This is a genomic window from Paraburkholderia sp. RL17-373-BIF-A (assembly GCF_046030175.1).
Classification (GTDB): Bacteria; Pseudomonadota; Gammaproteobacteria; order Burkholderiales; family Burkholderiaceae; genus Paraburkholderia.
Map to the genome: position 1 here is coordinate 1 of NZ_JARESO010000036.1, position 12,560 is coordinate 12,560.

Annotated in this window: 12 protein-coding genes; 2 read left to right on the forward strand and 10 right to left on the reverse strand. The window is 63.3% G+C overall.

Features of this window, described 5'->3' with window-relative positions:
* Positions 1–294 precede the first annotated feature (294 nt).
* From P0D80_RS32885 to P0D80_RS32895, 3 genes are read right to left on the reverse strand one after another with little or no spacing between them, the layout of a single operon-like run.
* The gene (locus P0D80_RS32885) at positions 295–1,092 is read right to left on the reverse strand and encodes a MetQ/NlpA family ABC transporter substrate-binding protein (RefSeq protein WP_132373518.1); all 798 of its coding nucleotides are present in this window, start codon (positions 1,090–1,092) and stop codon (positions 295–297) included.
* A 34-nt stretch (positions 1,093–1,126) separates the two neighbouring features.
* Positions 1,127–1,780 carry a methionine ABC transporter permease gene (locus P0D80_RS32890; protein WP_310814260.1) on the reverse strand — a complete coding sequence of 218 codons (654 nt, stop codon included), beginning with the start codon at positions 1,778–1,780 and terminating at the stop codon, positions 1,127–1,129.
* Positions 1,770–2,804: a methionine ABC transporter ATP-binding protein gene (locus P0D80_RS32895; RefSeq protein WP_132373516.1), complete on the reverse strand. Its 1,035-nt coding sequence runs from the start codon at positions 2,802–2,804 to the stop codon at positions 1,770–1,772. Before P0D80_RS32895 ends, P0D80_RS32890 begins: the two co-directional genes overlap by 11 nt.
* A gap of 241 nt (positions 2,805–3,045) precedes the next feature.
* Between P0D80_RS32895 and P0D80_RS32900 the strand changes: the two genes are divergently transcribed.
* Positions 3,046–3,951: an alpha/beta hydrolase gene (locus P0D80_RS32900; RefSeq protein WP_408290159.1), complete on the forward strand. Its 906-nt coding sequence runs from the start codon at positions 3,046–3,048 to the stop codon at positions 3,949–3,951.
* Positions 3,952–3,962: 11 nt separating this feature from the next.
* On the opposite strand, the gene P0D80_RS32905 is transcribed toward P0D80_RS32900, so the two are convergent.
* Together P0D80_RS32905 and P0D80_RS32910 are read right to left on the reverse strand one after the other, a co-directional pair.
* The gene (locus P0D80_RS32905; RefSeq protein ID WP_408180603.1) at positions 3,963–4,775 is read right to left on the reverse strand and encodes an enoyl-CoA hydratase; all 813 of its coding nucleotides are present in this window, start codon (positions 4,773–4,775) and stop codon (positions 3,963–3,965) included.
* Between the two features lie 66 nt (positions 4,776–4,841).
* A complete protein-coding gene (locus P0D80_RS32910; RefSeq protein ID WP_408290162.1) occupies positions 4,842–5,765 on the reverse strand; it encodes a histone deacetylase family protein in 924 nt (307 codons plus the stop codon).
* Positions 5,766–6,060: 295 nt separating this feature from the next.
* Between P0D80_RS32910 and mltB the strand changes: the two genes are divergently transcribed.
* Positions 6,061–7,212, forward strand: a complete 1,152-nt coding sequence (gene mltB, locus P0D80_RS32915; RefSeq protein WP_408180602.1) for a lytic murein transglycosylase B — start codon at positions 6,061–6,063, stop codon at positions 7,210–7,212.
* A 107-nt stretch (positions 7,213–7,319) separates the two neighbouring features.
* On the opposite strand, the gene cysM is transcribed toward mltB, so the two are convergent.
* From cysM to P0D80_RS32940, 5 genes are all read right to left on the reverse strand, one after another.
* The gene (gene cysM / locus P0D80_RS32920; protein WP_106283257.1) at positions 7,320–8,222 is read right to left on the reverse strand and encodes a cysteine synthase CysM; all 903 of its coding nucleotides are present in this window, start codon (positions 8,220–8,222) and stop codon (positions 7,320–7,322) included.
* 274 nt (positions 8,223–8,496) lie between these two features.
* Complete coding sequence (locus tag P0D80_RS32925) at positions 8,497–8,862, reverse strand: ComEA family DNA-binding protein (RefSeq protein ID WP_408290164.1); 366 nt, start codon at positions 8,860–8,862, stop codon at positions 8,497–8,499.
* Between the two features lie 77 nt (positions 8,863–8,939).
* Positions 8,940–9,932 carry an ADP-glyceromanno-heptose 6-epimerase gene (rfaD, locus tag P0D80_RS32930; protein WP_106283259.1) on the reverse strand — a complete coding sequence of 331 codons (993 nt, stop codon included), beginning with the start codon at positions 9,930–9,932 and terminating at the stop codon, positions 8,940–8,942.
* A 141-nt stretch (positions 9,933–10,073) separates the two neighbouring features.
* Positions 10,074–11,081 (reverse strand): D-glycero-beta-D-manno-heptose-7-phosphate kinase, encoded by a 1,008-nt coding sequence (rfaE1, locus tag P0D80_RS32935; protein WP_408290166.1) that lies wholly within the window; start codon positions 11,079–11,081, stop codon positions 10,074–10,076.
* Positions 11,047–12,450, reverse strand: a complete 1,404-nt coding sequence (locus P0D80_RS32940) for a UDP-glucose dehydrogenase family protein (protein WP_408290168.1) — start codon at positions 12,448–12,450, stop codon at positions 11,047–11,049. Before P0D80_RS32940 ends, rfaE1 begins: the two co-directional genes overlap by 35 nt.
* Positions 12,451–12,560: the final 110 nt, after the last annotated feature.

Below are 12,560 nucleotides of genomic sequence, written 5' to 3' on the forward strand. Positions count from 1 at the left end.
CACCCGGACTTTCACGTTGTAATCGACCACTCTTTTGACTGGCACCAGGATTTTCATGCACACGCTCCAAAGTTACGAATACGTCAACCCAACGAACATTATAACGACTGCCCTCGTGGCAGCCCTGTCGCGGGCGCTCTAGCAGGAGGATATCGCTCCTCAGTGGCGTGACGGCAATATCGAACGGTCGTTCTATTTTAATCTCGAAAAAACCCGGGTGGCAACCCCGGGTTAAGACCTACGACTCAAATTTTGCATCGCCGTCGTGTCTTGCTTGTTCTGGAGGCCGCCGGCTCACCACGCGGTGATGACCGACCCGCCGAATTTACTTTCAATGAACTGCTTCACTTCCGGCGAATGATACGCCGCGACCAGCTTGGCGACCCACGGCTTATTCTTGTCCGCCTCGCGGATTGCGATGATGTTCACGTAGGGGCCTTTCGGGTCTTCCATCGCAATGGCGTCCTGCTTGGGCTTCAGACCCGCTTCCATAGCGAAGTTCGTGTTGATTGCAGCGGCGTCCACGTCGTTCAGCGAGCGCGGAATCTGCGCGGCGTCGAGTTCGACGATCTTCAGCTTCTTCGGATTGTCGACGATGTCGAGCGGCGTCGCCTTCAGGCCCGCGTCGGCGCGCAGTTTCAGCAAACCCTGCTTTTGCAGCAACAGCAGCGCGCGGCCACCGTTGGTCGGATCATTCGGCACCGCGATCTTCGCGCCCGGCTGCAGCTCGGCCAGCGTCTTCACTTTCTTCGAATAGATACCCATCGGGTACGTGACCGTGTCCGCGATACGGATCAGCTTGTAGCCGCGGTCCTTCACCTGCGCCTGTAGATACGGGTCGTGCTGGTAGCTGTTCGCGTCCAGATCGCCGCCGGCGAGCGCGGCGTTCGGCTGCACGTAGTCGGAGAACTCGACGATCTTAATGTTCAGACCGTTCTTCGCCGCGACTGTTTTCACGACTTCCATGATCTGCGCGTGCGGACCGCCGGTAACGCCGACCTTAATCGTGTCTTCGGCGTGAGCCGCGTTGGCGGCGAACAGCGATGCGGCGCCGAGCACGGCCGCCAGCTTGAGAATGAAACGACGTTGCATGATGGACCTTTCCGAATCTATCGACTTTGTTGTTTTACTTATGGCTCAAACGACGCACGAGCCAATCCCCGAACGACTGCACCAACTGCACGAAGACGATCAGGATCACCACGACCGTCAACATCACTTCCGGCAGGAACCGCTGATATCCATAGCGAATCCCGAGATCGCCAAGCCCGCCGCCACCGATCGCGCCGGCCATCGCCGAATAGCCCACCAGCGAGACGAACGTGATCGTCAGGCCGGCGACCACGCCCGGCAGCGATTCCGGCAACAACACCTTGAAGACGATCTGGCTGGTGGTCGCACCCATCGCCTGCGCCGCTTCGATCAGGCCGCGATCCACTTCGCGCAACGCGGTCTCGACCAGGCGGGCGATGAACGGCGCGGCAGCGATCGTCAGCGGCACGACAGCGGCGGCGGTTCCGATCGACGAACCCACCACGAGACGCGTGAACGGAATCACGGCGACCAGCAGGATGATGAACGGCGTGGAACGCACCGCATTCACAATGACGCCCATCACGCGATTCACGGCGACGTTCTGCAATACGCCCTGGCGATCCGTCAGATACAGCAGCACGCCGAGCGGTAAACCCACCAAGGCGCCGACCAGTCCGGAAATGCCCACCATCACGAGCGTTTCCCAGAATGACTGGACGAACATATCGAACATTTCACTCAACATACGACAACTCCTCCACCACCACGCCCTGTTCACGCAGATACGTCAGCGCCTGCGCCACCTTCGTCGGTTCGCCGCCCGCGAGCACCGCGAGCGAGCCGAACGCCTGCCCCTGGATCTCATCGATCTGGCCGTGCAGGATGTTGAAGTCGAGTTCGTAGCGGCGAATCGTTTCCGACAGGATCGGCTGATCGACGCCCGAGCCGGTGAACGCGAGGCGCAGCAAGTGACCGCTGCCGGTCTTCAGGCGCTCCGCGACGCGCGCCTTCATGGCGGGCGGGAGTTCCTGCGCGATCACGTCGCCGATCAAGGCGCGCGTGACTTCGTGATGCGGTTGCAGGAACACGTCGATCACCTTGCCTTCTTCGACCACACGGCCCGCGTCCAGCACGGCGACGCGGTCGCAGACCTGCTTGATCACGTCCATCTGGTGCGTGATCAGTACGATGGTCAGGTTCAGTTCGCGATTGATGCGCTTGAGCAGGTCGAGAATCGCGCGCGTGGTTTCGGGATCGAGCGCGGAGGTCGCTTCGTCGGAGAGCAGCACTTTGGGCTTGCTCGCCAACGCGCGCGCAATGCCGACGCGCTGCTTCTGGCCGCCGCTGATCTGCGCCGGATACCGGTCCTTCTGCGCCGACAGGCCGACCAGTTCGAGCAGCGGCAGCACGTTCGCTTCGATCTCATCGCGCTTCATGCCGGCAAGTTCGAGCGGCAGCGCGACGTTCTCGTAGACCGTGCGCGACGACAGCAAATTGAAGTGCTGGAAAATCATGCCGATCTCGCGGCGCGCCTCGCGCAATTGCGCGGCGGGCAGCGTCGTCAGATCGCGGCCGTTGACGACGATATTGCCTTCGCTCGGGCGCGTCAGCAGGTTCAGGGTGCGCACGAGCGTACTCTTGCCCGCACCGCTGCGGCCGATGATGCCGAACACCTCGCCCGCCGGAATCGACAGATTGACGTTGTGCAGCGCCTCAACCCAGCCCCGGGGCCCGGCGAACCGCTGGGAGATATTGCGTATTTCGATCATGGAAAAACGAAACGGCGGAGTCTGTCAGCGAGCGTTGTGTGCTCCCGACAAGCGGCCGCCGTTACTTTTATTGGGATTTGAGCCCGCAATTCTACCGCAGCGTCGTCATTCCCTTTAATAATCAATTACGATCTTTTCATAACCTGTGGGCATTAGAGGCTCGCTCCGCGCGAGATGCTCGCGCGCGCACTATCGCTGCGACTATGATCGGGCGGAACAAAATCAGGATAAGCGCGCAGCCATGGAGACATCTCAACGCAGCAATCCGCGGCCAGTCGCGGGCAACCGCAACGCTGGCGAGCCGCGGCGCTCGTCGGTCACGACCAGCGATGGCGTGGACCTGCCGCTGTACCGCTGGCCGGCCGCCGCACCGCTGCGCGCCACGGTCGCGTTGCTCCACGGGCTCGCTGAGCACGCCGGCCGCTATGCGGCGCTGGCCGCGCGGCTGAACGCGGCCGGCATCGAACTGGTGGCGATCGATCTGCGCGGCCACGGCCAGGCGCCCGGCAAGCGGTCGTACGTGAAGCGCTTCGACGACTATCTGCTGGACGCACAAGCCTTGCTCGACGCCGCGGCGCAAAGTTGCGCCCCGCTCTTCCTGATGGGCCACAGCATGGGCGGCGCCGTGGCCGCGTTGTACGCGGTCGAGCGCCTCGACGCGAGCGGCCGGCGCCTGAACGGTCTGATCCTGTCGAGCCCGGCGCTTGCGCCCGGCCGCGACGTGCCGCGCTGGATGCTGAAGCTGAGCCAGGTGATCAGCCATCTCTACCCGAGCTTCCCGGCGATGAAAATCGACGCCGCTTTGCTCTCGCGCCTTCAGCCCGTGGTGAACGCCAATCGCAACGATCCGCTCGTGCATCACGGCGCGATTCCCGCGCGCACCGGCGCGGAACTGTTGCTGGCGATGGCGCGCATCGAACGCGGCCGTGCGGACTTGCGGGTACCGCTACTGGTTTATCACGGCACCGCCGATAAGCTCACCGAACCCGAAGGCAGCCGCGAATTCGGTGAGCACGCAGGCTCGCCGGATAAGACGCTTACGCTGCACGAAGGCAGCTATCACGAGACGATGAACGACATCGACCGCGATCGGGTGATCGGCGCGTTGATCGAGTGGATTGAAAAACGGGTGGTGCTTAAAGCCTGAGCGACGCGCGACTAGCTCGCGTCATGCTTCCAGTCGGGCGCCCGTTTGTCGATGAACGCCTGCACGCCTTCGAGCGCTGATTCGTCCATCATATTGCAGGCCATGGTCTGGCCGGCGAGTTGGTAGGCCGCTTCGATACCCATCTCCAACTGACGATAGAAGAGGCCTTTGCCGGCGCTCACGGCTTCGACGGGCTTCGCGCAGATGCTGGTGGCGAGCCGCGCGATTTCCGGGTCGAGCGCATCTGCTGGGACCACACGGTTCACTAGACCTTGCTGCTTCGCCTCGGCGGCATCGATGAAATCGCCCGTCAGCAGCATTTCAAGCGCCGCTTTGCGCGACAGGTTGCGCGACAGCGGCACAGAGGGCGTCGCGCAGAAGAGCCCAAGGTTCACACCCGAGACGGCAAACCGCGCCGTGTCGGCGGCGACAGCCAGATCGCACATCGCGACGAGTTGACAGCCGGCCGCCGTCGCGATGCCCTGCACGCGCGCGATCACGGGTTGCGGCAAGCGCTGGATCGTCATCATGAGTTTCGTGCAGCGGGCGAACAGCGCCTGGTAATACGCCAACGAAGGTGCCGCGCGCATTTCCTTCAGATCGTGTCCCGCGCAGAACGCCCTGCCCGCGCCGGCGATCACCACCACGCGCGCGTCCGACCGCCCGATTTCGCTCAATGCGGTCTGCAGGTCGTCGAGCAAGGCTTCGGAGAGCGCGTTGAAGGCGTCGGGCCGATTCATCGTCAAACGCACGACGCCCGGCACCCCGTACGCGCCGTGCTCGATTTCGACCAGTGAAGCGTTGTTGCGCGCATCGGCGTTCATGGCTCGCTCCTAATGCGTTTTGAGTGGATGGCGCCGCGCGCGGCACCGGCGCAGCGGTTTAGCGGCTCAGATCCCGGCCAGCGAACGCACGTGGGCGACCACGCTGCGCCCCAACGCGGACAGGTTGTAGCCGCCTTCGAGGCAACTGACTATCCGTCCATGCGCATAACGCTTCGCGATATCGCGCATCTGATCGGTGATCCAGGCGTAATCGTCTTCGACGAGGCCCATGTTGCCGAGGTCGTCTTCGCGATGCGCGTCGAAACCGGCCGAGATGAACAGCATCTCCGGCTTGAAATCATGCAGGCGCGGCAGCCACAGCAGGTCTACCGCCTCGCGCACCGCCATGCCTTTCGAGCGCGCCGGCATCGGCACGTTGCACATGTTGGGCGCCTGGTTGTCGGCGCCGGTGAACGGATAGAACGGATGCTGGAAGATGCTGCACATCAGCACGCGCGAGTCGCCCGAGAAAGCCGCTTCGGTGCCGTTGCCGTGATGCACGTCGAAGTCGATGATCGCGACGCGCTGCAAGCCGTGCACTTCGAGCGCATGACGCGCGGCGATCGCGACGTTGTTGAAGAAGCAGAAACCCATGGCGCGCGCCGGCTCCGCATGGTGGCCAGGCGGGCGCACGCTGCAGAAGGCGTTGTCGTAGCGGCCTTCGATCACTGCATCGGTCGCGGCGACCGCGGCGCCCGCCGCGCGCAATGCGGCCTGCAAGGTGTGCGGGTTCATCGTCGTGTCGGGATCGATTTCGGCCATGCCTTCAGCCGGCGAGCGGCTGCGGATGTAATCGACGTGAGCTTGCGTATGCACGCGCAGCAGCGCGGCATCGTCGGCGAGTGGCGGCGACTCGCGCTCGATCAGCGAGTCGATGCGGCTCGCGATCAACTGATCTTCGATTGCCTGCAGACGCGCGGGGCATTCGGGATGCCATTGCCCCATATCGTGCAGCAGACAGTCGGCGTGGGAATAGAAGCCTGTTGCCATGATTCTCTTTCTGCGGCGTCACGCCTTCGAAGCGCGCGCGGCATGTCTCCATCCAGGGACGCGCGCCCTCGGCGCGCCAACATGCATCAAGTTACCACACGATGCGGCTGTCACGCGTCAGGCACAGTTTTGCGCAGAGGCGTCGGGTATACTGCCCCGATCGGTTTTTCCCCGTCTTTCCCTTGTCTCCTGCGCCACGCGCCTTTAGCTCACTATGACCGTCAAGCTTGCTCTGTCTGCACGAAACCGGCTACGTACCAGAACCATGGCCGCCGCACTATCCGTCGCATCGTGCATGTTCATGGCAACCAGTCCGGCGATCGCGCAAAGCGCCGGCAAGAAACCGCCGGTGCTGCTCGCGCAAGGCCAACCGCAACCCGCGGTGCCGCAAGGGCAAACGTTTGAAGAAGAGATCATCCCGCAGCGCTACGCGAACAATGCCGATGTCAATGCGTTCATCAACGACATGGTCGCGCGCTACGACTTCGACGAATCCGCGCTGCACTCACTCTTTGCCGGCGTGAGCTATTCGGCGACCGCGGTCAAGCTCGTGACGCCGTCGCCTTCGCCGTCGGTCAAGAACTGGCGCGTGTATCAGTCGCGTTTCCTCGACCAGGTCCGCATCAATGCCGGCGTGCGCTTCTGGCGCGCGAACCAGGCCACGCTGCAACGCGCCTATGAAGAGTTCGGCGTGCCGCCGGAAGTGATTGTCGGCATCATCGGCGTGGAGACGATTTATGGCCGCTTCATGGGCAACTTCCGCGTGCTCGACGCGCTGACCACGCTCAGCTTCGACTATCCGAACACGGCCAATCGCGCGGATCGCCAGGCGACTTTCCGCAAGAATCTCGAAGACTATTTGGTGTGGACGCGCGACTCGCAGATCGATCCGACCACGGTGCTCGGCTCGTACACCGGCGCGATCGGCATTCCGCAGTTTCTGCCGAGCAGCATCGTCCAATACGCGGTGAGCTACGACGGCAACAAGCAGATCGACCTGCGCACGAGCCAGGCGGACGCGATCGGCAGCGTGGCGAATTACCTGCGTCAGAACGGTTGGGAAAACGGCCGGCCGGTGGTGTGGAAGATCGGCTCGGACGCCGGCAGCTTGGGCGTCGCGCAAGCAGCCGCCGACGGCCAGCCGGAGCCGCACTGGCCGCTCAGTCAGTTGCTGCGCGCCGGGTTGCTGCTGAACGAACCGGACGTCGATATCGCGTCGGAGGCCGGCACGCCGGTGACGGTGGTGGACCTGCCCTCACCGGGACGTGGCACCGAGTTCATGCTGGGCCTGAAGAACTTCTACGTGCTGACGCGCTATAACCGCAGTTTCTTCTACGCGCTCGCGGTGTATCAGTTGGGCCAGCGAGTCAAGGCGCAGATGGAAGCCGGCGACGCCACGAACAACGCCGTCAACAACGCGGCGCCGCCGGTTGCGGCTTCGCAATAGTCGGCAATGCGGGCGCCGGGTGCGCCTCACGAGCCGACAAAATGAAAAAACGCCGGTTTGAACCGGCGCTTTTTCGTTGGCGAGCGACACTCTGAGCGACGACGCGTTTATGCGGGAAACACACCGGTCGACAGATAGCGGTCGCCGCGATCGCAGACGATGAACACGATCGTCGCATTCTCGACCTGCCGCGCGACGCGCAGCGCCACTTCGCAGGCGCCGCCCGACGAGATGCCGGCAAAAATCCCTTCCACCGACGCCATGCGGCGCGCCATCGCTTCCGCGGCGGCCTGGCTCACGTTCTCGACACGGTCGACGCGACTGCGATCGAAAATCTTCGGCAGATAGGCTTCCGGCCATTTGCGGATGCCCGGAATACGCGACCCTTCTTCAGGTTGCGCGCCGATGATCTCGATAGCCTGATTCTGTTCTTTCAGATAAGTGGACACGCCCATGATCGTGCCGGTCGTGCCCATCGACGACACGAAGTGGGTAATGCGCCCTTCGGTGTCGCGCCAGATTTCCGGGCCCGTGCCCTCGACGTGCGAGGCCGGATTGTCGGGATTGGCAAACTGATCGAGGATGATGCCCTTGCCTTCGCGCTGCATCTGCTCGGCGAGATCGCGTGCGTACTCCATGCCGCCCGTGACCGGCGTGAGCACGATCTGCGCGCCATACGCGGCCATGCTCTGACGGCGTTCCACCGACAGATCTTCCGGCATGATCAGGACCATTTTGTAGCCACGGACCGCTGCCGCCATGGCGAGCGCAATACCCGTGTTGCCGCTGGTCGATTCGATCAGCGTGTCGCCGGGTTTGATGCGGCCACGCGCTTCCGCTTTCTTGATCATCGACAACGCCGGGCGATCCTTCACCGAGCCCGCCGGATTATTGCCCTCGAGCTTCGCAAGGATCACGTTATTGCGGCTGCGGATCTCGTCGTCGGGGAGCCGGACGAGTTGTACGAGCGGCGTATTGCCGATCGTGTCTTCAATCGTTTTGTAAGCCATATCGGTTCTGGTGCTGTCGATGCGCGGAGTCTTCAATCCATCGATTCTAAACCACCGTGCCCGCGGCTGCCGTGCGGCCCTTCTGCCCGCATGGATGCAGGCGCCCCGTCAGCGAGCGCCCGCAACGCAAAAAGCCCGCGGCTGAGAACCGCGGGAGCCAGTCATCTGCATGACAGCTGAAGGAGTGTTACTGCCAACTCCGACCATGAAGGGGAACGACGGGGATGGACTCCGCGCGCGGGTCACGAGGCCCGCACGCAAAGTCCGCCTAAGGCTATTTCTTCACTGCCACCGTGGCGCTGTTCTTCGGCGTGGCGGCCGGAACGGCCGCGCCTTTGGTCTGTGCAGACGCCGCAGCCTGCGGGTTAGCAGCCGCGCCAGCCGGACCGACAGCGAGACCCTCCGCCTGCAGGCGCTCGACGGTATGCCCGCCCATGCCTTTGACGCGCTTGCCGAGGTCGGCCGGGTCCTTGAACGGACCATGCGCTGCACGCTCGTCGAGAATGGCTTTCGCTTTGGCAGGACCGATGCCCTTGATGCCGCGCAGCGCATCCTCATTGGCCGTGTTGACGTCGACCGCCGCATAAGCGTGGCCGAAAGCGGCCAGCATGGCCGCGGTAACCAGAATTTTTCGAAACATATGGAATCTCCCTCGTACAACCGGTTGGCGACCATCACCAACCGGGAGATTCCAGTTTAAAGAGGGATCCGAAAGATTTACACCTGGCCGAATAGCCAACGCACGTAACGATCGACACCTTCCTGAACGCTCAGGAACGGCGCGTCGTAGCCGGCCGCGCGCAGCTTCGACTGATCCGCTTGCGTGAAGCACTGGTACTTGCCGCGCAACGCATCGGGAAACGGAATGTATTCGATCAACCCGCGCTGCACCTGATCCGCGAGCGACAGCGCCGGTTCGTTGTTCAGCGAGCGCAGCGTGTTGACCACCGTGCTGGCGATGTCGTTGAACGGTTGCGCGCGGCCGCTGCCCAGATTGAAGATGCCCGACTTGTCCGGATTGTCGAAGAAGAACAGGTTGACCTTCACCACGTCTTCCACGGAGACGAAGTCGCGCGTCTGCTCGCCCGCGGCGTAGCCGTTGTATTCGCCGAACAGCTTGACCTTGCCCTCGGCGCGGAACTGGTTGAAGTTGTGAAACGCCACCGACGCCATGCGCGCCTTATGCGTTTCGCGCGGCCCGTAGACATTGAAATAACGGAAGCCGGCAATCTGGCTCTTCGCAGTCGGCAGCACGCGGCGAATCACCTGATCGAACAGGAACTTCGAGTAGCCGTACACGTTGAGCGGCTGCTCGACCTCGCGCTCTTCGACGAAACGGCTCGAGCCGCCATACGTTGCCGCCGACGACGCGTACAGGAACTGGATGTTCTGCGCGAGGCACACATCGAGCACATCGCGGCTGTAGCGGAAATTGTTGTCCATCATGTAGCGGCCGTCGGTTTCCATCGTGTCCGAACAGGCGCCTTCGTGGAAAATCGCGCGCACCTTGCCGAAGTCACCGCGCTTGAAGCGTTCGACGAACTCGGTCTTGTCGAGGTAGTCGTCGATCTCGCAGTCGACGAGATTCTTGAACTTGTCGGCACGCGTGAGGTTGTCCACGGCAATGATGCGTTGTTCACCGCGCTCGTTGAGCGCCTTCACGAGATTGCTGCCGATAAAACCGGCCGCGCCGGTGACGATGAGGGTCATGATGAGCCTGCGGTAAAGAGCTTTGCATGGGATCGGAGCGAGTGCTCTGCACTAGCTCCAATCGACAGGTCCAGTTGACGCCCCGCGAATCCCTTTTACGCGCCACTCATGGCCGCACTGCGAGGGACCCGGCGGGCCGCATCAATGAAAAAGTTCGTCGTAGTCGACAGTGGCGGTGCCGAGTTTGCCGACCACGATGCCGGCCGCGCGATTCGCGAGCCCGACCGCCTCGATCAGCGTGAGACCCGCGCCGAGCATGGCGGCGAGCGTGGCGATCACGGTGTCGCCCGCGCCCGAGACATCATACACTTCGCGCGCGACAGCCGAAGCGTGCAGGACGCCGTCGTCCGTGAAGAGCGTCATGCCCTCTTCCGAACGCGTCAGCAGCAGCGCCTTGAACTGCAGATCGGTGCGCAGTTTCGTCACGCGCGCGAGCAGATCTTCTTCCGATTTCCACTGACCGACCACCTCGCGCAACTCGGCGCGGTTCGGCGTGATCAGCGTGGCGCCCTGATAGCGTTCCCAGTCGTCGCCCTTCGGATCGACCAGCACCGGCTTGCCCGCGGCATTCGCCTTCGAGATCATTTGCGTGACGTGGGTCAGGCCGCCCTTCGCGTAGTCGGACATCAGAATCACGTCGTGCGACGGCAGCAGTTCGTCGAATCGGGCGAGACCCGCGAGCAGCACTTCGTGCGCCGGCGAGTTTTCGAAGTCGACGCGCAGCAACTGTTGCTGGCGCGACAGCACGCGCAGCTTGATCGTGGTGAGCAGCGCCGGATCGCGCTCGAGATGCGGCTTCACGCCGCTTTCGCCGAGCAGCTGCACGATGCGCTCGCCCGGTTCGTCATGGCCGACCACGCACAGCAAGCCGGCTTGCGCGCCGAGCGCGACCGCGTTGCGCGCGACGTTCGCCGCGCCGCCGAGACGGTCTTCCTGACGCTGCACGTGCACCACCGGCACCGGCGCTTCCGGCGAAATGCGGTTCACGTCGCCGAACCAGTAGCGATCGAGCATGACGTCGCCCACCACCAGCACGCGCGCCGCGCCGAGCTGTTCGCGCGGCACGACCGTGAGCGGCGCTGCGGGCGTGGACGGCGCGGCGCCGGGCACGGTCTCAGGCAACGGCCGGAAGTTCAGAGGGTTGGGCATAGGGGCGTCCAATCGAGTGGTAGTCGATGCCGAGTTCGGTCATCGCGTCCGGTTCATACAGGTTGCGGCCGTCGAAAATCAACGGCGACTTCAGCACCGATTTCAGATGAACGAAATCCGGACTCTTGAATTCTTTCCATTCGGTCACGATCACGAGGGCGTCGGCGCCGGTGAGCGTTTCGTCCTGCGTGCTCGTGAAGCTCAGACGCGCGAACTGGTCCGGTGCGTCATGCAGGTCGATGGCGAACACGCGGCGCGCTTCGGTCACCGCGACCGGATCGTACGCGCGCACCTGGGCGCCGCGCGCCAGCAGTTCCGCGATCAGGCGACGGCTCGGCGCCTCGCGCATATCGTCGGTGTTGGGCTTGAATGCGAGGCCCCACACGGCGAACGTGCGGCCGCTCAGATCGTCGCCGAGTTTGTCCGTGATCTTGTGCACCAGCACGTCTTTCTGCTTGTGGTTCACTTCCTCGACCGCTTCGAGGATGCGCAGATTGTGGCCGCTCTCGCTGGCCGTGCGGATCAGCGCCTGCACGTCCTTCGGGAAGCACGAGCCGCCGTAGCCGCAGCCTGCGTACAGGAAGTGATAGCCGATCCGCGGATCCGAGCCGATGCCGCGGCGCACGGCTTCGATATCCGCGCCGACGCGGTCCGCCAGATTCGACATCTCGTTCATGAACGAGATGCGCGTGGCGAGCATGGCATTGGCCGCGTATTTCGTGAATTCGGCCGAGCGCACGTCCATGTACAAGGTGCGTTCGTGATTGCGGTTGAACGGCGCGTACAGACGCTTCATCAATTCGCGCGCGCGCATGCCGGGTTCGTCTTCGTCGATGCCGATCACGATGCGGTCGGGACGCATGAAGTCGTCGACCGCCGCGCCTTCCTTCAGGAACTCGGGATTGGACACCACCGAGAAGCGATGCTGCGCGCTGGCGGCAAGCCCGCGTTTAGCCAGTTCTTCTTCGACCACCATGCGTACGCGCTGCGCGGTGCCGACCGGCACTGTCGACTTGTCGACGATCACCTTGAAGCCGTTCATCGTGCGGCCGATGTTGCGCGCCGCTTCGAGCACGTATTGCAGATCCGCCGAGCCGTCTTCGTCAGGCGGCGTGCCGACGGCGATGAACTGCACGTCGCCGTGCGCGACGCTGGCTTCGACATCCGTGGAAAACGTGATGCGGCGCGCCGCGCGCGTGCGGGCGATCATCTCCTGCAAACCGGGCTCGTGAATGGGCACGCCGCCGTTGTTGAGGATTTCGATCTTGCGCGGATCGACGTCGAGACAGAAAACGTCGTGACCGATCTCGGCGAGACACGCGCCGGTGACAAGACCCACATAGCCCGTGCCGATAATGGTGATTTTCATACGCTTTCCGGTAGAGGGTTCCGGTGATGATTCCCGGCGATGAAGCCGGTCAGAAACATGTTGCGAAATCCGCCCGCGCTGGGGCGGTTGCCACACGCCGGGCGGCGGCG

Bases quoted from the DNA above. Each gene is read 5' to 3' on its own strand.
- P0D80_RS32885 (WP_132373518.1), bottom strand. From the start codon at position 1,092: ATGCAACGTCGTTTCATTCTCAAGCTGGCGGCCGTGCTCGGCGCCGCA.
- P0D80_RS32890 (WP_310814260.1), bottom strand. From the start codon at position 1,780: ATGTTGAGTGAAATGTTCGATATGTTCGTCCAGTCATTCTGGGAAACG.
- P0D80_RS32895 (WP_132373516.1), bottom strand. From the start codon at position 2,804: ATGATCGAAATACGCAATATCTCCCAGCGGTTCGCCGGGCCCCGGGGC.
- P0D80_RS32900 (WP_408290159.1), top strand. From the start codon at position 3,046: ATGGAGACATCTCAACGCAGCAATCCGCGGCCAGTCGCGGGCAACCGC.
- P0D80_RS32905 (WP_408180603.1), bottom strand. From the start codon at position 4,775: ATGAACGCCGATGCGCGCAACAACGCTTCACTGGTCGAAATCGAGCAC.
- P0D80_RS32910 (WP_408290162.1), bottom strand. From the start codon at position 5,765: ATGGCAACAGGCTTCTATTCCCACGCCGACTGTCTGCTGCACGATATG.
- mltB (WP_408180602.1), top strand. From the start codon at position 6,061: ATGTTCATGGCAACCAGTCCGGCGATCGCGCAAAGCGCCGGCAAGAAA.
- cysM (WP_106283257.1), bottom strand. From the start codon at position 8,222: ATGGCTTACAAAACGATTGAAGACACGATCGGCAATACGCCGCTCGTA.
- P0D80_RS32925 (WP_408290164.1), bottom strand. From the start codon at position 8,862: ATGTTTCGAAAAATTCTGGTTACCGCGGCCATGCTGGCCGCTTTCGGC.
- rfaD (WP_106283259.1), bottom strand. From the start codon at position 9,932: ATGACCCTCATCGTCACCGGCGCGGCCGGTTTTATCGGCAGCAATCTC.
- rfaE1 (WP_408290166.1), bottom strand. From the start codon at position 11,081: ATGCCCAACCCTCTGAACTTCCGGCCGTTGCCTGAGACCGTGCCCGGC.
- P0D80_RS32940 (WP_408290168.1), bottom strand. From the start codon at position 12,450: ATGAAAATCACCATTATCGGCACGGGCTATGTGGGTCTTGTCACCGGC.